Origin of the sequence: Enterobacter sp. BIDMC 27 (genome assembly GCF_000534415.1) — a bacterium.
Lineage (GTDB): Bacteria > Pseudomonadota > Gammaproteobacteria > Enterobacterales > Enterobacteriaceae > Enterobacter > Enterobacter hormaechei_C.
On record NZ_KI973178.1, the window covers coordinates 549,169 to 568,190 of the forward strand.

Genomic DNA, 19,022 nt, shown 5'->3' on the forward strand with positions numbered 1-19,022 from the left:
CAATGAATGGAGAGGTTACAAATCACCCAGCTCTCTTTATATCTTCCAGCATTTAGACATACCTGTTTTAAGGATTTCCTTAAGAGGGTTCCCTCCCCCTTAAGACTGAACATTACAGGAACATACCGCCTGAAACTTCAATACGTTGCGCATTCATCCAGCCCAGTTTGTCACTGAGCAACGCCGCAATGGCGTCACCAATATCATCGGGCAGGCCCACGCGTCCCAGCGCTGTCTGCGAGGCCAGCAGCTGGTTAAGCTCCGCATTATCCCGCACGCGTCCGCCCCCAAAGTCGGTTTCAATCGCGCCGGGCGCGATGATATTGACGGAAATTCCGCGCGCACCAAGCTCTTTTGCCTGATAGCGGGTCAGCACTTCCATCGCCCCTTTCATTGCCGCGTAGGTGCCTGAACCGGGCTGAGTAAAACGGGCCAGTCCGCTGGAGACGTTCAGGATCCGCCCTCCGTCTTTTATGAGCGGCAGCAGCTGTTGCGTGAGGAAAAACGGCCCTTTGAAGTGAATGTTCAGCGCATCATCAAACTGCGCCTCGGTCGTCTCGGTATAGGGTGCGTATAACCCTGTACCTGCGTTGTTCACTAAATAGTCAAAGGTGTCACGTTGCCAGACGTGTTTGAGGGTATCCTTCACCTGCTGAGCAAAGCGCGAAAAGCTTACCGTATCGCCGACGTTAAGCTGCAATGCTGCCGCTTTTCCACCTGTTCCCTCGATTTCGCGCACAACTTCCTGCGCCTCCTGCTGGCTGTTGTTCCAGGTCAGGATGATCCCTGTCCCTTCCGCGGCCAGCTTCAAAACGGCATTTTTCCCCAGGCCGCGGCTACCGCCCGTCACTAAAGCAATACGTTCACTCATAATTCACCTCGTTTCGGCTGTGATGAAGATTGAGAAAGAGCTTATTAGATGGTAGAAAATCAATAAATAGTGCCGTCAGCGCTTCACTGTTTCATTCATAACAACAATGACCAACATCTATGGATAAAATACACGCAATGCAGCTTTTCCTTCGGGTCGCGGAACTGGAAAGTTTTTCCCGCGCGGCGGAGACGTTAAGCCTGCCGAAGGGGAGCGTATCGCGACAGATCCAGGCACTGGAAAACGCACTGGGCACGCAGCTGCTGCACCGCACTACCCGCCGCGTCAGCCTGACGCAGGACGGCATGGTTTATTACGAGCGCGCTAAAGATCTGCTGATGAATCTGGACGAACTGGACGGCATGTTCCTGCACGACCCTTCAACCATCAGCGGTCGGCTACGTGTGGATATGCCCGTTGCCATTGCGCGAAATGTAGTCATTCCGAAACTGCCTGCATTTTTACAACAGTTTCCCGGCATTGAGCTGGAGCTGAGTAGCAGCGATCGTCTGGTCGATGTCATCCGCGAAGGATTTGACTGTGTGGTTCGCGTGGGAAACTTAAAGGACTCCGGGCTTATCGCCCGCCCGCTTGGGAAACTCTCGGTGATTAACTGCGCCAGCCCGGATTATCTGACGCGATTCGGCTACCCTGAGACGCTGGACGATTTGGCTTCGCATGCCCTCATCCACTACTCCGCCACGCTGGGCACGCGTCCGCAGGGTTTTGAGTATTACAACGGCAGCGCGACCCAGTGGGTAAAAACGGGAGGCGTATTGACGGTTAACAGCACTGAAACCTATCAGGCCGCCTGTATCGCCGGGCTTGGCATTATTCAGGTTCCGCGCGTCGGGGTACGTGATGCCCTGCGCACGAAAAAACTCGTTGTGATCCTGCCGCAATACCGGGCTGAACCGATGCCCGTCTCCCTCATTTATCCCCACCGCCGTAACCTCTCCCGCCGGGTGCATGTGTTTATGGAGTGGCTTACCGAACTCACAAAAGGTTACGTCGACTAGTCACAAGCTATAATTCAGTAACATCCAGCTCAACGAAAAGGAAAATGCGCGTGACGCCGGAAAATAACCCGCAACGACCGACTCAACATTTAGATTATGAACCCATCAAAAAGATGGATAACGAACCTGAAGCGCCGAAAGAGCCTGGAACGGCCAGCAAAGCGCTGGGCACCGTGACCGGCATAGCCGAAAAAATTCAGCAGATACCCGCGATTGCTCACCTGATACGCGCCGCTGAGCGCTTTAACGACCGCATGGGAAATCAGTTTGGCGCAGCGATTACCTATTTCTCGTTCCTGTCGATGATCCCCATCCTGATGGTGTCATTTGCCGCCGCCGGTTTTGTGCTGGCGTCTCACCCGACGCTGTTGCAGGACATCTTCAATAAGATCCTGACCAACGTCAGCGACCAGACGCTCGCCGCAACGCTCAAAAGCACCATCAACACCGCCGTGCAGCAGCGTACCACCGTGGGTATCGTCGGGTTGCTGATTGCGCTCTATTCCGGGGTGAACTGGATGGGCAACCTGCGTGAGGCTATTCGCGCCCAGTCGCGTGACGTCTGGGAGCGTAGACCGCAGGATCAGGAGAAGATATGGGTGAAGTATCTGCGCGACTTTATTTCGCTGATTGGGCTGCTGGTGGCGCTGGTCATTACGCTCTCCATCACCTCGGTCGCCGGTTCCGCGCAGCAGATGATTATCTCCGCGCTGTACCTGGATTACATTGAATGGCTGAAACCGGCCTGGCGCGGCATTGGGCTGGCCATCTCCATCTTTGCTAACTACCTGCTGTTCTTCTGGATCTTCTGGCGTTTGCCCCGCCATCGTCCGCGCAAGAAGGCGCTGATGCGCGGGACATTGATTGCCGCCATTGGTTTTGAGGTGATCAAGATTGTGATGACCTATACGCTGCCGTCGCTGGTGAAGTCTCCCTCCGGCGCGGCCTTTGGTTCGGTGCTGGGGCTGATGGCTTTCTTCTATTTCTTCGCTCGCCTGACGCTGTTCTGCGCCGCGTGGATCGCCACGGCAGAGTATAAAGATGACCCGCGCATGCCGGGTAAAACCCACCGCTGATATCATGTCGGGCTGATATTTCAGCCCGATTCGCCATTTCAGCATATAAATCCAGGCCGTAACTTTTATTTAACGCAAAACCAGTTTTAATGACTGATATTTAAAAAGTGTGAAGCATTTCATAGAAGTGTTTTCGCTGGTCTGAAAATTATCCGCTTTTTGTTGCTTTTATGACCACACCACGCCTTTGTTACAGATTGAAATGTCGCTTTCGCTATGCCTAATATGGCCCTTCGTTCGTCCAAAAATAAGAAAATATTATGCAAGCAACAGCCTCCACACTTAACGAAGGGGCGGAACACGTTCCGGTCAACTCGCGCAATAAAGTCGTCGTCGCATCGCTGATTGGCACCGCCATTGAGTTCTTCGACTTTTATATTTACGCCACCGCTGCGGTCATTGTCTTTCCGCATATTTTCTTCCCTCAGGGCGACCCGACGGCAGCCACGCTACAGTCTTTAGCCACCTTTGCTATCGCCTTCGTTGCGCGTCCGATTGGTTCAGCGGTCTTTGGGCATTTTGGCGATCGCGTCGGCCGTAAAGTGACGCTGGTTGCCTCGCTGCTGACGATGGGGATCTCCACCGTCGCCATCGGCCTGCTGCCGACCTATGAAACTATTGGCATTCTGGCGCCTGTGCTGCTGGCGCTGGCGCGCTTTGGGCAGGGTCTGGGGCTGGGCGGGGAATGGGGCGGCGCGGCACTGCTGGCGACCGAAAACGCCCCGGCGCGCAAACGTGCCCTGTATGGCTCTTTCCCGCAGCTGGGCGCACCGATTGGGTTCTTCTTTGCTAACGGCACCTTCCTGCTCCTCTCCTGGCTGCTGACTGATGAACAGTTCATGAACTGGGGCTGGCGTATTCCATTCGTCTTCTCTGCCGTGCTGGTGCTGATTGGCCTGTACGTTCGCGTGTCGCTGCACGAGACGCCGGTCTTCGCTAAAGTCGCCGCGGCGAAAAAGCAGGTTAAAGTTCCGCTGGGGACGCTGCTGACCAAACACCTCCGCGTGACCGTGCTGGGCACGTTCATCATGCTGGCGACCTACACGCTGTTCTACATCATGACCGTTTACTCCATGACCTTCAGTACCGCCGCCGCGCCGGTCGGCCTGGGCCTGCCGCGTAACGAAGTGCTGTGGATGCTGATGATGGCGGTCATCGGATTTGGCGTGATGGTGCCCATCGCGGGCCTGCTGGCGGATAAATTTGGCCGTCGTTCAAGCATGATCGTCATCACCTCGCTGATTATTCTGTTCGCGCTGTTTGTCTTCCCGCCGCTGCTGGGTTCAGGTAGCCCTGCGCTGGTGATGGCGTATCTGCTGATTGGCCTGAGCCTGATGGGGCTGACTTTTGGCCCAATGGGCGCGCTGCTGCCGGAGCTGTTCCCGACTGAAGTGCGTTACACCGGCGCGTCGTTCTCCTATAACGTTTCGTCGATTCTGGGCGCCTCGGTGGCTCCGTATATCGCCACATGGCTTCAGGCGAACTATGGCCTGTTCTATGTGGGTGTCTATCTGGCGGCAATGGCAGCGCTGACGCTGATTGCGCTGCTGCTGACGCACGAGACGAAGCATCAGGCGCTGTAAGTGAATGCCGGGTGGCGGCTACGCCTTACCCGGCCTACGATTCAGCCCTCACCCACAGGGCTGAGGGCTCCCCACAAAATAATGCCTGCACAGACGGCCCCCTCTCCCTTGAGGGAGAGGGCTGGGGTGAGGGGGAACATACGGCTCAGGTGGTCATTCCGTTCACTTTATGTTCCTTGCTACTCTGTCACGACATGAGCGGTGAACGTGCCAGGGTGGCTCAGTCGCCACCACCCTGGCGACCCGGGCTTCCGGCGGAAAATCGCCGCTTCGCGGTGCCTTCGGCTTATTCCTTCCGGCTTATCGGGGACGGGCGGAGGTAACATCCCTGTAAAGCCCGCCCTCTCGGCGCATCCCTGCGCCTCGCCCCGGCCTACAGGAAACGCCTCAGCGATTTACAGCCGGACCGAGGCATCGCTGAAAGCCCTCAGTTATTCTGAGGCAACGTTATAGCTTTTGCTTTCAAATTACTGGAGCCCCCTCTCCCCACAGGGAGAGGGAGAAACGGGATTACTTCTTCATCTGCGACAAAATCGTCCGACACTGATTCGCTTCGCCTTCTGACGGCGAAATCAACGCCAGCAGCGCCGCCGCAGGGGTGACCAGCGTAGCGAGCGCGGCGGCGACCGCACCACGCGCAATCAACGGCCCGGCCTTCACGCCCGCCTGCGGATCTTTGAAGGTCCCGCGAACGTACAGCGGCGAGCGCAGGGTGATGATACGAATGCCTTTACTTTCCGGATCGATGGTTAAATCCAGCTGCTCGGACGCCATGCTGGCGGTACCGGTGACGTTGATAACCGCGTTTTCCGTGTCGAAAGCGAAGATCTGCGGACGCGCCACGCCGTTGACCAGATCCAGATTTGCCGCCGCGCAGTTAACGCGTACTTCGTCGTCACCGAAGATTTGCCCGATGATAAAGTTCCCGACGTTCAGCCCCAGGATCTCCATGAGGTTACGGCTCACCAGCCCGTCGTTCATCAGCAGCTTCAGGTTGCCGTTTCCGCTACCCAGCAGCGCCGCTACCGAGTTACCCGTGCCGCGAATATCCGCGTCGCCGTTCATCTCACCGAGGGTTTTCTGCATCAGCTCCACGTCCGGCATCAGCTCTTTCAGCTTCAGCCGACGCGCCTGGATCTCCGCCCTTCCCTGCATCGGCTTTTTATCCCCCTCCAGGTGGATATTCGATGAGATGGTTCCCCCGGCCATGCCAAACTTCAGCGGTTGCAGGCGCAGGTCGGCGTTTTTCAGGATGATATGGGTCGAGAGGTTGCTCAGCGGCAGCGTGCTGCCATGCTCAATTTTACGTCCTTTGAAGCGTACATCCGCATCCATCACGTCCCATTTGTCGGTTTCGAAGCGGTCATAGGGCAGCACTTTACCCGCAGGCTGAACGTCCTTTTTAACCTCTTTAGACTTCGTGCCTTTGCCCGAATCTACGCCAATCAGCGGACCAAGATCGGCCAGACGCAGCTGGCGGGATTCAACGTCCCCCTCCAGTTTCGGGCGCGGTTTACCGGTGGTGTAGGTCAGCGTGCCGTGGATATCGCTGTCGCCGATGCGTCCGTTAAAATTCCGGTAGTCAAAGACGGACGATTTTTCGGTGTTGATTTTGGCAACCAGGCGCCCGTCCGTTTCAAACGGCGGGGTATCTGGCAGCAGTACGCCGGTCAAATCGTACAGTTCACCCAACGAATCCCCGGCAAACTTAAGCTGGAGGTCGACGCCGCCCATGTTCATCGGGTCGTTAACCGTGCCCACGAACGCCACGCGGGTGTTGCCCGAGCGGAAATCCGCCTGCACCGGGAACGGCGTGCCCTCACTCCTGAGCGCCAGCATGCCGCCGATTTTGCCTTTACCGGTCAGCGGCTGGCCGTTGTAGCGCCCTTTCGCCGTCAGGCCGAAGACGTAATCGCCCGCTTTGCTGTCATCGCCTTTGGCTTTACTGCCCGTCACTTCGCTAAACGGCAGAGGCTTACCCAGCGGATCGACGAGGATCTCCACGTCAGCCTTACTCACCTTATCGTCAATGGCGATCCTCCCCCGATCGAACAGAATATTGTCGAGGCGGAAAGACCACGAAGAGGGCTGCGCATTCTGATCTTTATCGCCGCTGCTGGCGAGATCGAACGTCCAGTTGTTGTTTTTCTCTGACAGGCGAATTAGCCGCGCGTCGGGCTGCTGAAGTTTGATCCACGGCAGATACACCGTTTTGGTTAACAGGGCTAACGGCGCCAGCGTGGCTTCCACGCGCGGCAGGTGGATCATGGTCACTTCGGGGATGTCCGGCGGGTTGCCGAGAATGATGTCGTCGGCGTGAACGTGCGGCCATGGCACCCAGCTTCGCCAGCCGGTTTCCTCTTTCTGGCGCTCCCACACGACACCCAAATCGCCACGTATTGCGAAGGGGCGGTTTAGCTCGGTTGAGACTTTCTGGTTGATGGTCGGTTTGAGCCGGTTCCAGTCAAACGTGGCGATAATGATGATTAAGACCACGATCAGCAACAAGAAAATCCCTGCTGTCCAGGAAATCACCCTGGTTGTTTTTGTCATTGTTGTCCCCTTTCCTGATGAACTTGCCTCTAAAACTATAGTTCAGACAAAGGGAAGCGGGCAGATCAGAGGGTGGTTATCACCTTTTCCAGGGTATCCATGGGGACAGGACGAGAGAGGAAATAACCCTGTGCCGCCGCTGCCGGGGAATTTTGCACGTCGCGCCACTCCTCCAGCGTCTCTACGCCTTCCACAATGACGCCCTGGCAATAGCGGTTCATCAGTTGCAGGAGCATCGTAAACAGGTTCCGTCCCTCCGGCGTCTGGCGCAGCATGATAAACAGATCGCGGGCCACTTTGATGTAGTCATAACGCACTTCGCTCAGGGCGGAGAAGTTGGCCATACCGGTACCGAAATCATCCAGCCACAGCGGGCCAAACTCACACATCGAGGCAAACGAGGAGTCCTGTGGCAGCTGAACATGTTCCACCAGCTCGAAGCGCATCCACGGCAAGGTGGCAATCAGCGCCTGCAATGTCGCGTTCTGACGTAACGCCATCAGGGTTGGGCCATCCACGTTCACCGACGCCAGAATACCGTGCTGCTCGAAGAACGCCTGCTTCGTCGCCAGCATTCTCAGCTGCTCTTCCAGCACGTCGATACGCTGACGCACGGCAACCTCCGCAAAATAGCGGTCCGGTGCAATACGCTGTGAAGGATTCGATGGATGAGTGACGACCGTTAACACCTCAATCGCCATTAACCGACCGTCGGTACGGTAGATGGGCTGATAGGTGTACGCTCGCTCACATTGCAGCCAGTAGCGATGCTCCTGCAAGTTCTCAATACTTGCCTCAGGCGTAGTGCTCAGCCGCTGGATAACCTGCTCTGACTTCATTTCGGATGTCCTGTTGTATGGGATAGCCTTTCTGGACTCGTCACTGAGTTATCGGCCCGCCAGGTGAGAACTTTATGTTCAATTCACCGGGAAAATGAAATTAAGATGACAGAAATATGCCGGAATACGCGCTGGCTCAAAAAAAATAATGGAACGTCGTTTTAATATAGTTGACCATAAAAAACACACAGCGCACACTATCCTTAATTACTTTGTTCAGGTTCACGACTATGTCTAAAAAAATTGCCGTGATTGGCGAATGCATGATTGAGCTGTCCCAGAAAGGCGCGGAAGTCAGCCGCGGTTTTGGTGGCGATACATTGAACACCTCCGTTTACATTGCCCGTCAGGTCGCCCCCGACGCGCTGAGCGTGAGCTACGTTACCGCGCTGGGAACGGACAGCTTCAGCCAGCAGATGCTGGAAGCCTGGCAGGGTGAAAACGTTGGGACCTCGCTCATCCAGCGAATGGAAAACCGCCTGCCGGGTTTGTACTACATCGAAACCGACAGCACCGGCGAGCGCACCTTCTATTACTGGCGTAATGAAGCGGCCGCCAAATTCTGGCTGGAAAGCGAGGCCGCCGCTGCCATTTGCGAAGAACTGGCGACCTTCGATTATCTCTACCTGAGCGGGATCAGCCTGGCGATCCTGAGCCAGGAGAGCCGTGAAAAGCTGCTGTCACTGCTGCGCGAATGCCGGGCCAATGGCGGTAAGGTGATTTTCGATAACAACTACCGTCCGCGTTTGTGGGCCAGCCGCGAAGAGACGCAGCAGGTCTACCAGCAGATGCTCGAATGCACCGATATCGCCTTCCTGACGCTGGATGATGAAGATGCTCTGTGGGGCGAAAAACCGGTTGATGAGGTCATTGCCCGGACGCAGGCTGCCGGGGTCAGCGAAGTGGTGATCAAGCGCGGGGCGGAGTCTTGCCTGGTGGCGGTTGCAGGTGAAGCCGTGACAGAGGTGCCGGCGGTGAAGCTGGCGAAAGAGAAGGTAATCGATACCACGGCGGCGGGAGATTCTTTCAGCGCGGGGTATCTGGCGGTACGTCTGACGGGGGGAACGCCGGAAGCGGCGGCGCAGCGCGGTCACTTGACGGCCAGCACGGTGATTCAGTATCGCGGAGCGATTATTCCGCGCGAGGCGATGCCTGCTTAAGGACTGTGCGGGCTGATGCCCGCACCCTAACCCTCTCCCTCAGGGCTGAGGGAACGCAGAGCTTACTGGCCCTGCGGAATATCGCTCGCATCCTGGTGTAAATCATCGGCTGCCGTCTGCGCTGGCTGCGGCGGCGTCGCCATGATGGCGCTCCAGGTGGCCTTCAACTCTTTCATGTCATATTCCGGCTCACCTTTCGGCTGCAACAGAATCAACGCCATATCCTGCGACAGCTGCTGACGCAGATCCTGATTCAGCATCTCCACGGTCAGACCGTTCAGGAAGTCCTGACGCAGTTTCTGATACTGCTCCGGCGCGATATCCACCACCTGATTCTGCAAGGAGCGAATGCGCTGGCTGATTAAGATATCGGTATCGGCGCGGGCATAGGTGGCGAACAGTTTCTGCAATTCGAGGGATTTCTGCGCCACCAGCGCGTTAAACTCCTCTTCAGACAGGCCCTCTTTCCGCACTTTAGCCAGCTCTTTCGCCACCACGCCGAGATTGGCATTCAGCTTATCGCCCGGCGATTCCACGTTAATGGCGCACTGGGCGCGCTGGAACAGCACTCGGCAGTCAAAGCCCAGGCCAATATCTTTCACGTTGTTCTTGCTGAGCGTCTGCTGAACGTGCCAGAACAGCGCTTCACGCGCGAGATCCGCACGCCAGTAACGCAACAGCGCAGAAGACTCGCGGATCGGCTGCCAGGCCGTATCCCACATCATTGAAAGACGATCCTGACGCACGGTATCCGTCATGATGCTGACCGTCTCAGGACGCAGCGGGGACAAGGTAGGAACAGGGGCGGGCGTTTCACGCTTCCCTTTCAGATCGCCAAATGCTTTGTTGATCTGTTCTATCACCGCACGGCTGTCCACGTTGCCCACCACAATCAGGGTCATGGCATCTGGGGTGTACCACTGCTGGTAGAAAGATTTCACCTGCGCGGCATCAACCGGCTGTTTCAGCGGCTCTGCCGGGTCGTGGCCAAGCAGCGTTGACCCTTTCAGGCGGTAGCGCCACCAGCCTTCTTTGGTATCCGTCGGCCAGGTCGCCACCATGTCGCTGTTGCTCAACGCATAGTTAACGGTCTCAGGCGTAATCGCCAGTTTGCCGGTGGCATCCGAAAGATAGGTCAGTGCTTCTTTAAGCAGATCGTTACGGTTGTTGGGCAGGCTCAGGTTAAACATGGTGTAGTCATAGGAGACCACAGCCGGGGGCAGCGGGCGTTTCGGATCGATGGCCTGTTGCCATAAAGAACGCACCTGAACCGCCTGCAAACTGCCGCTCTGGGTGAGCGCCAGTCGAGGAATAAAGTGGCTTAAGCCGGTCTGCTGGGTGCTTTCAGTGAGGGAGCCGGTATTCACAGAAAGACGGATTTCAATGCGATCGCTCGGACGTTGCGGAGTGGATAATACCTGCCACTGGAAACCGTTCGCCAGTGTTCCCTGTTGCCAGGCCGGGTCTGGCTGGAGCGCATCTGCCTGCACATAACTGGCTGCTGCCATCATCAGCAAACCGCCGGTTAAGAGTCGAATTTTTGTGCCCTGCATGTGAACCCCTGATCAACATTCCTGGTTAAAGAGAGTGTCTCGCGACGTGAGCACTCAAAGATGACGATGAAAACCTTCCGATTAGACAGCGTGTTCGGCTAAACGTCACGGGCGGAAGTGAAATATACCCAAAAAAAATCTTGTCGAATTATGACAGGTATGAACGGTTATTATGCGCAGGTGCCCGCATCCCCACAAGGGAATACGGGCATTTATGAGGGATTAAGAGGATAAACCGGGGGTTTTGTCCTCAGATGTGCGGTTATTCAGCGTATCGTTAAGCTTCTTGTGATCCAGCTCTTTCACCCACTTCGCCACCACAATCGTCGCCACGCCATTGCCGACCAGGTTGGTTAACGCACGGGCTTCAGACATAAAGCGGTCAATACCGAGGATCAGGGCCAGGCCCGCCACCGGCAGATGGCCCACCGCCGAAATGGTGGCCGCCAGCACGATAAATCCGCTGCCCGTTACGCCCGCCGCCCCTTTTGAAGAGAGCAGAAGCACCACCAGCAGCGTAATCTGATGGAAGATATCCATGTGGCTGTTAGTGGCCTGGGCAATAAAGACCGCCGCCATCGTCAGGTATATCGAGGTGCCGTCCAGGTTAAAGGAGTAGCCCGTAGGAATAACCAGCCCCACCACTGACTTACGGCAGCCCAGCTTTTCCATTTTATCGAGCATACGCGGCAGCGCGGACTCCGAAGAGGATGTGCCGAGGACAATCAGCAGCTCTTCACGAATGTAACGGATAAATTTGAAGATGCTGAAGCCGGTCGCACGGGCGATGGAGCCGAGCACCACCACCACAAACAGAATACAGGTGATGTAGAAACAGACGATCAGCTGGCCAAGCTGTACCAGCGTGCCGACGCCATATTTCCCGATGGTGAAGGCCATCGCGCCAAAGGCGCCAATCGGGGCCAGACGCATGATCATGTTGATGATGCCGAAGATCACCTGCGAGAAGCTTTCAATGACGTTAAAAATCAGCTGGCCTTTGCTGCCAAGACGGTGCAGGGCAAAGCCAAAAAGCACGGCAAACAGCAGCACCTGGAGGATGTTTCCGCTGGCGAACGCGCCAATCACGCTGCTCGGGATCACGTCCAGCAGGAAGGCAACAATACCCTGATCTTTCGCCTGTTCAGCGTAAACCGCCACCGCTTTCGCATCCAGCGTGGCCGGGTCGACGTTCATGCCCGCGCCAGGCTGTACCACGTTGACAATTATCAGGCCGATAATCAGCGCGATGGTACTGACAATCTCGAAGTACAGCAGGGCAACCGCCCCCGTACGCCCGACCGCCTTCATGCTTTCCATGCCAGCGATACCGGTCACCACGGTACAGAAAATGACCGGCGCGATGATCATTTTGATGAGCTTAACGAACGCGTCGCCAAGCGGTTTCATCTGCGCGCCCAGCTCCGGGTAGTAGTGACCGAGCAGAATACCGATGGCGATGGCTGTCAGGACCTGGAAGTAAAGACTTTTGAAGAGTGAGGTTTTCATAGGGTGTCCCTGGAAAGAAAAACTACAGGCTTTGTAAGGTTATGGTTAACCTGCGGCTTTAAAATAACACCCACATAACAGGACAGAAATAAACGGGGTTCAAATTTGAAACACAAATGTTAAGAACTTTGAGCTGGCTCGCACAAGCCAGCAACAAAATTACACTTTTGCGTTATTGCCAGCGTCGGCGAGATAGCGTTGCTCAAAGATATCCGTCGGTACGGCGCGGTCAAACAGGAAGCCCTGTCCGCTCTCCACGCCCGCCGCAGCCAGCCACTCACGCTGGGCGTCGGTTTCAATACCCTCGGCAATTACGTGCAGATTCAGGCTGTGCGCCATCTGAATAATGGCCTGTACCAGGCTGCAATCCTCCGGCAGCCCTTCCACAAAGGTTTTGTCGATTTTCAGGACGTCCACCGGCAACGTTTTCATGTGCTGGAGCTGACGCAGGCCGGAATACCCCATACCAAAATCGTCCAGCGCAATGCGGATCCCGGCATTACGCAGCGGTTTCAGAATGGCGACAGCATCGTCAGGATTGTCGATACAACGGCTCTCGGTGACTTCCAGGATCAACGTGTGGGGCTGAATGCGGTAGCGGTGGATCAACTCGAGCATCTCCGGCACCATGGTCGGGTGCATCAGCTGTAGCGCAGAGAGATTCACCGACAGCGGCAGCGTGATGCCTCGTTGTTGCCAGGCCGCAAGCTGGCGGCAGGACTCTTCCAGCACCCAGTAGCCGACGGTGACCATCAGGCCGCAGGACTCGATACGTTCGATCATCCCCTCAGGCAGCTCCCACGTGCCGTCCGGCTGTTGCATACGCAGCAACGCTTCGGCGCTGGTCACTTCACCCGTGCGCAAATTGACCTGCGGCTGTAGCCAGAGCGCAAACTGGCGATTGTCCATCGCCGTCAGAATGTCGCTCTCTTCCGTCAGGCGCTGCTGGGCTTTTTCCATCTGCTCCGGATCAAAGAACTGGATCTGGTTTTTGCCTTTCCGGCGCGCGGTGAACGCGGCCGAGAAGGCCCGACGATAAAGCTGCTCGGCGGTCAGCCCCCCGTAGTACATCGCAATACCGATGCTGGCGCTCGGGCGAAGCTGGATACCCTGAATGGGCAGCCGCTCATTAATGACAGTGAGTACTTGCTGACCTAGCGTAATGGCGTGCCACGGCTCTTTAACACCGTGCGCGATCACCACCAGGTCATAACCGCTGACCTGGGTGAGCACCATGCGCGGCGCCAGAACGGATTTCACCTTTTCCACCAGCGTCAGCAACAGCATCTCGCGCTGGCTCTCTTTCAGCACGCCCGCCGTGTCCTGCAAGGTTTCGCAGGCAATCACCATCAGCGCGGTGGTCTGCTGGCGGGCGACGGTCTGCTCCAGCAAGGCCATTAAAAACGCTTTGTTTGGCAGATCGGATACCGGAAAACGGGTGGCGTTGCTACTGAGCTCTTCCTGCTGACGCAGGACACGCTGCTGGTTGATATTGTAACTCCGGACCAGCATGCCAATTTCATCGTCGTGATGCAGGCGCGGCAAGGGAAGCTGATGCCCCATGTGCTCCTGTGGAGAGAGGTCGTTCAGCTCCCGGGCTATGCGGCGCAACGGATGCACAATTAACCGGTTGATACACCACGTCAGCGCCACGCTCAGCATTAGTGTCAAAAGTAAGTAAGTAGTCACTAACGTAGCAACCCAACTCATGACGAATTTATACATGCGGTACGAGTCGGCCTGTAGCACCAGGTAGGCCAGCGGCTGCGGGTTAGCCGGTCTTTCCAGGGAATAGAGAGGCAGGGAAATTTGCACCGGCAGTTCAAACAGGCGCATCACCATCATCGGGACGGGACGCTCCGGGATAAAACTCATCCGCAGCGCCTGGAACTGGTTCGGCAGCACGACATCCGCGCGGCTCACGATACCGGCGGGCTGAATGCGCTTCAGGATGGATTCCGCCTCGGGGATATCCCCTTTCAGGATCGAGGCTGACAGGGGTTCCCGCACCGAGCGGGCAATACTTTCCAGTTGCGAAGCCGTGTTATAGCGATTCTGCTGTACGGAGTGAAACAGCAAAATGACGCAGAAGATGAAGACAAACAGCATTGTGACGGCAGACACCATCGCCATCTGTTTGATCGTTAAGGAACGGCTGACACGCAAAATGACTCTCCACAAAACTCGAAGCGCAGGGCGCACCAGGGTGTAAACCTGGTGCGCCCGAGTATACCCGATAGCTGCACTTTTAAGAGAGACTTACAATTAGATTAAGAAAAAATCCGATCACCAGTCTGCATAAGGCACCAGCGGTTCCGGTGGTAAGTCCATATCACCCTGCCAGCCCGCGGCAGAATACCGAACGTAGAGCAGCGCATGGCTCGGGGTATAGTCTTTTGCTTCCTGAATATCGACGCCCAGACCGACAAACCAGTTGGACGTCACGCGGCGTTCAACAATCGCCCTTGCGGTATAACCCGTCCCTGACGAGCTACTTCCGGTTTCCATCACACCTTTATCGGTATAACGGCCTGGCTCATTGTCCGGGATCAGCCCCTGTAACGGATAACGCATCACATCTTTTGTTTTTGAATGAGACCAGGAGACGGAGCCGCCCAGCTCCCATGACCAGTTCTCTGTGCGTTTACGCCAGTTCACCGGTAAGGCGAACGACACATACTCCTGGGGACTGTAGTAACCGCCCTGGCCCAGCGAATAGCCACTTAAATCCTTATCGTAATGCCAGAGCATGTTGGACACGCCCACCGTCAGGCGTTCGTTGTTCTGATTGATAAGCTTGTAGTAATAGCCGGTCATCCAGCGGACGCGCCAGTTATCTTCGACATTCTTCCCGGTGAGGCTGTCGGCACTCAGGCTTGACCAGATCCCGTTAGCTTCGCCTTTGTCGTAGCTCATGCTCACGCCGCCACCGGTGGCACGCACGCCGCCCCAGGTGGTGTCGGTATTGGGATCTTTTTGCCCGGCGAAGGCCAGCACCGAGCTGGAAATCGGACGGCGATGGGCGTTCAGGGTGTAGCCAATCGGCCCTAAATCGTTGCTATAGCTCAGGCTGCCCACCACATCGACCACGTCGAAGCCCATCGGCGTTGTACCGATATCCCACGCCCAGGTTTTGTTCTGCCAGCCGACGGCCACGCTGGCGCCGTTGGCCGACTGGTTTGTGCTACCGCGACATGGCGTTTCGGCGCAGGTACCCCATGTCGGATCGTAGGTTCCGTTATCGGTGGCAAAGGAACCGGCGTTCATATTGACCAGATCGCTACGGAAGAACATACGTCCATCCGACAGCGGCGCATCAACCTGGAGCATGGTGGTGTGCGCTTTCAGGTCGGAATAGCCCCCCGTGCCGCTGGACCCCCAGTAGTCGTGTTGCAGCGTGACGTTCAGATCCTGCTGACGATAAAGATCGCCTGCATCGCTGCGCACGCCGCGCTTCAGCCAGTCATCTTTCTCATCGTTACGCGTGAGCCGCGTAAAGCTGTCGTTATCGGTCGGACGGGTCGTTGTGATGCCCGATGAGACCATCGCATCTTTCCAGGTGTCCAGCGCCTGCTGAGGCTGACCATTTTGTGCCTGGAAACGGGCGGCATCGCGCATCACCAGCGCACTTTCCATCGAAGGCGGCTGCGATTTGGCCTGCGGAAGAATGGCGTTGAAGGTCTTTTCTGCCGCGGCATGATCACCCAGGCCAGCCTGCGCCATGGCAAGCCGGCGCTGCATATTGATGGAGAGCGGTTCGCCGTTCTGTGCCGCGGGCAGTTTCGCCAGCGCCGCGCGCGCCGCGTCCTTGTTGTCCTGGGCAAGATAGACCTCGGTCAGGCCGAGGATCGCGTCTTCGTTCTGCGGTTCGCGTTGCAGGACGGTGTTGTAGGCGGTTTTCGCGGCCTCATGATCGCCACGCTGTTCAGCCCAGTCCGCCAGCGTCAGGTCGATACGGGTGGACGGAGGCTGCTGGCGAAGCAACGTTTCCGCCTCCTGCTCTTTTCCACTGTCGCGCAGGCGGTTGGCGGTTTCCAGCACCTGGTTACTTTGCAGGCGGTCCGCCAGCGCCTGAATGTTGCCGTTCCACTTGTCGCGCGGCAGCGTGTTCAGATGCGCCAGCGCCGCCCGGTCCTGATCGTTACCGGACAGGTACAGCCCGCTGGCGTAAACCTGATCCGGATCGCCCGGTTTCTGGCTTGCCAGCTGACGCATCAGGTTATCCGCCTGGCTGCGCTGACCCGCGCTATACAGATCGCGTGACAGTCGGTAGGTGATCCACACGTCGCCCGGGGAAAGCGCAAGGCGTCGGCGCTGAAGTTCTGCGGCCTGCGCATATTTCCCCTCGCTTTCCAGCTGTTCGGCCTGGGCTGACAACTGCTCGTTCGTCAGGCTACGTTCAATATCATCAATGCTGCGGCGCTGGCTGGCAGAGAGCGACTGAATAAACTGCGTCGCCTTCTCCGGAGACTGCACGCGATAAATATTGGCGAGACCGCGTACCGCGTTGCTGTTGCCGCTGTCCATCCGCAACGCCTGGCGGTAATAGCGCTCGGCCGCGTCGTTATCTTTGCGCGCCGCCGCCGCATCACCGAGGCCCAGAACCGCGTAGCTGTCGGTATTGTCGATATTGCGCGCCTGCTGGTAATAGCGTTCGGCCTGGGCCGTATTGTTGGCTTTCAGGGCGTTATCCCCCTGCTGGATCAGCAGCCAGTATCGGTTGACCTTCAGCAGGCTGTCCCATTTGCCCCGGTTATCGCTCTGCGGATCGAGGGCGATCGCCTTTTCAAACTGCGCAACCGCACGCGCGCGATCGCCTTTCTGAGAATAGGCCTGCCCCAGCGCGCCTACGGCTTCACTGTCGGCGTGGTTGGCGCTGACTGCTTTTTGCAACTCCGTTACCGCTTTACTGCCCTGCCCGGCATCCACTGCGGCTAACCCTTCGGCTTTGGCGCGGAACGCCGGATCGGCGAGCTGTTTTTGCTGCGCTTCAAGCTGGGCGCGCGCCGCCGTCACGTTATCGCCATCGCTGAACACGCTCAGGTATTGTTGCAGCGCGGTAACGCTGGCGCTGCTGGCCGGCTGATCTTTGATCTGCTGGTACCACATGTCCGACGCCTGACTGCGGCCATTGTTCGATTTGGCCATCTCCTGTAACACCGCAAACCCTTCATCACGCCGTCCGCTCTGGAACAAAAGCTGTGCCAGCGAGGACTTTAGCGGGACGTTGCCCGGACTGCTGGCGTTTATTTTCTTAAGCTGATTAATGGCCAGGTTGCGGCGGGCTGGCTCTTTCGCCACCACGTTCCAGTACTCCGTCGCGATGTCGCCACTGGGCGGCTTACCGTCAAACAGTTTGTCATACGCGGCAATGGCTTCCTGGGTGTGCCCGGTGGTGGCAAGCAGGCGAGCCTGCTGGAGGGCCTGGCGACCATCCGGCGTGGAGAGCAGCATGGTAGTACGGGAGGACTGATAGGCACTGGAATCGGGCGCCATTCCTTTCAGGCGATCCAGCTCTTTTTGCGCGCCCGCCGTATCGCCCTGTCGTAACAGGTAGCGGAAGCGCGCGGCAATCACGTCCGGGTTGTTGGGGTCGATCAGCTCAAGGCGATAGAGCGACTGGCGCACTAAATCCTCACGCTGGGTGGATTCCCCCAGACGGACCTGTTCCAGCAGCTGTCTCTGCTGCGGGGAGTTGGCGGCCAGGGCCAGGGGCATTAGCGCCAGGCCAAGCGATAAGGTGAGTAGATTCAGTGTGAACGTGCGCATTCCTGGCCCCAGTCCGGTAGTAATTCACCTTGCACGGTGAAACGAAAACGATGCTGATCCCACCCTTGTCCAAAGAGGGTCAGAACGTAGCTGTAATAAGCATTGTTATCGGGAAAACGATCGGCGACGTGCTGGCGTTGCACCGCTTGCGCGTCCCGGTTTTGTAAAAACGGAAGGAGGGAGGCAGAAAACCCTACCGGCCCATCTCCGGTGCGTTTCCCGGTCGCGACGTCCACTTTCTCCGGCGGCAAGCCTTGTTTGATTGTGGTGGTCGCCATGGGCTTGAAACGCGCCAGTAGCCGGGCTTTCTGCGGATCGTTATCGTTCATCATCCCTACCCACAGATAGACGCGAATCGCATCGTAGCTGCCGATCAGGGATGCATCCTGCGACAGCTGCCAGCCGCCCTTTTTCTGGTATTTCACCCAGTTCGGGGAAAATCCTTTAGGCGCGGTCTCCAGCAGCAGACGCAGGTTGGTTTCACGGAGCGTCGTCCACGGCGCGCCAAAACGGGTGAAATAGCTCGCAAGCTGCGGCGGCAGGTAGCTGGGGTTGAAGCGCCAGACGCTCTCTTCGGCAAAACCGACTTTACCCGGCAGCAGCATAGAACCCAGCCCCGGCACCTTCACCACTTCCTCACTGGCAATGCGCGTCAACAGCGCCTTACCCGTGCGCGTGTAATCGGGATTTTTCCACAGCCGCCCGGCTTCCAGCAGCGACCAGGCAATCCAGATATCGGCATCAGACGCGGAGTTAGGGTCGATAACCGCCCAGGTTTCGTCGTCCTTTTTCCCCCACAGCCAGGCCGGGAGATGTTGGGTTAAATCTCCCTCGGCAAGGTTATCGCGCGTCCATGCCAGCAGCAGATCGAACGCCTTGTGATCGTTTGCCGCGAGGGCAAAGAACAGTCCGTAGCTTTGCCCTTCGGAGGTGGTGATTTTGCGCGCGTCACTGGGATCAATGACGCGTCCACTTTCGCTCATATAATCCTGCTTGAACGTCTCCCAGGCAGGCCAGCGACAGGCGGCGTGAAGATTCGCCGCCGCCAGCATCAACGCTGCGACTACACACCCGCGAAAGATTTTCATCA

At 57.1% G+C, this 19,022-nt stretch carries 12 protein-coding genes; 4 read left to right on the forward strand and 8 right to left on the reverse strand.

From position 1 onward, the window contains the following. Positions 1–112 precede the first annotated feature (112 nt). Positions 113–871 (reverse strand): SDR family NAD(P)-dependent oxidoreductase, encoded by a 759-nt coding sequence (locus L463_RS19755; protein ID WP_032104619.1) that lies wholly within the window; start codon positions 869–871, stop codon positions 113–115. A gap of 119 nt (positions 872–990) precedes the next feature. Here L463_RS19755 and L463_RS19750 point away from each other — a divergent pair, with 119 nt between their 5' ends. The 3 genes from L463_RS19750 to L463_RS19740 all read left to right on the forward strand — a co-directional run bounded on the left by L463_RS19750 (position 991) and on the right by L463_RS19740 (position 4,549). Further along, positions 991–1,890, forward strand: a complete 900-nt coding sequence (locus L463_RS19750; RefSeq protein ID WP_032673074.1) for a LysR family transcriptional regulator — start codon at positions 991–993, stop codon at positions 1,888–1,890. A 50-nt stretch (positions 1,891–1,940) separates the two neighbouring features. Then, positions 1,941–2,966: an inner membrane protein YhjD gene (gene yhjD, locus L463_RS19745; RefSeq protein WP_023295574.1), complete on the forward strand. Its 1,026-nt coding sequence runs from the start codon at positions 1,941–1,943 to the stop codon at positions 2,964–2,966. 260 nt (positions 2,967–3,226) lie between these two features. Further along, positions 3,227–4,549 (forward strand): MFS transporter, encoded by a 1,323-nt coding sequence (locus tag L463_RS19740; protein WP_032104617.1) that lies wholly within the window; start codon positions 3,227–3,229, stop codon positions 4,547–4,549. Positions 4,550–5,059: 510 nt separating this feature from the next. Here L463_RS19740 and L463_RS19735 read toward each other — a convergent pair. Together L463_RS19735 and pdeH are read right to left on the reverse strand one after the other, a co-directional pair. Next, on the reverse strand, positions 5,060–7,102 hold the full coding sequence (locus L463_RS19735; protein ID WP_023295575.1) for an AsmA family protein: 2,043 nt from the start codon (positions 7,100–7,102) through the stop codon (positions 5,060–5,062). 65 nt (positions 7,103–7,167) lie between these two features. Then, the gene (gene pdeH / locus L463_RS19730) at positions 7,168–7,941 is read right to left on the reverse strand and encodes a cyclic-guanylate-specific phosphodiesterase (RefSeq protein WP_015571521.1); all 774 of its coding nucleotides are present in this window, start codon (positions 7,939–7,941) and stop codon (positions 7,168–7,170) included. Positions 7,942–8,171: 230 nt separating this feature from the next. Here pdeH and L463_RS19725 point away from each other — a divergent pair, with 230 nt between their 5' ends. Then, a complete protein-coding gene (locus tag L463_RS19725; protein ID WP_017384186.1) occupies positions 8,172–9,101 on the forward strand; it encodes a 2-dehydro-3-deoxygluconokinase in 930 nt (309 codons plus the stop codon). 62 nt (positions 9,102–9,163) lie between these two features. Here the strand turns inward: L463_RS19725 and L463_RS19720 are convergent, their stop codons facing one another. From L463_RS19720 to bcsZ, 5 genes are all read right to left on the reverse strand, one after another. Further along, positions 9,164–10,654: a M16 family metallopeptidase gene (locus tag L463_RS19720; protein WP_023295577.1), complete on the reverse strand. Its 1,491-nt coding sequence runs from the start codon at positions 10,652–10,654 to the stop codon at positions 9,164–9,166. A gap of 222 nt (positions 10,655–10,876) precedes the next feature. After that, positions 10,877–12,163, reverse strand: coding sequence for a C4-dicarboxylate transporter DctC (dctA, locus tag L463_RS19715; RefSeq protein ID WP_015571524.1), 1,287 nt, complete (start codon positions 12,161–12,163; stop codon positions 10,877–10,879). A 159-nt stretch (positions 12,164–12,322) separates the two neighbouring features. Next, the gene (hmsP, locus tag L463_RS19710) at positions 12,323–14,329 is read right to left on the reverse strand and encodes a biofilm formation regulator HmsP (RefSeq protein WP_023295578.1); all 2,007 of its coding nucleotides are present in this window, start codon (positions 14,327–14,329) and stop codon (positions 12,323–12,325) included. 120 nt (positions 14,330–14,449) lie between these two features. Then, positions 14,450–17,932, reverse strand: a complete 3,483-nt coding sequence (gene bcsC / locus L463_RS19705) for a cellulose synthase complex outer membrane protein BcsC (RefSeq protein ID WP_032104379.1) — start codon at positions 17,930–17,932, stop codon at positions 14,450–14,452. Continuing rightward, the gene (bcsZ, locus tag L463_RS19700) at positions 17,914–19,020 is read right to left on the reverse strand and encodes a cellulose synthase complex periplasmic endoglucanase BcsZ (protein WP_032104377.1); all 1,107 of its coding nucleotides are present in this window, start codon (positions 19,018–19,020) and stop codon (positions 17,914–17,916) included. Before bcsZ ends, bcsC begins: the two co-directional genes overlap by 19 nt. Positions 19,021–19,022 lie beyond the last annotated feature (2 nt).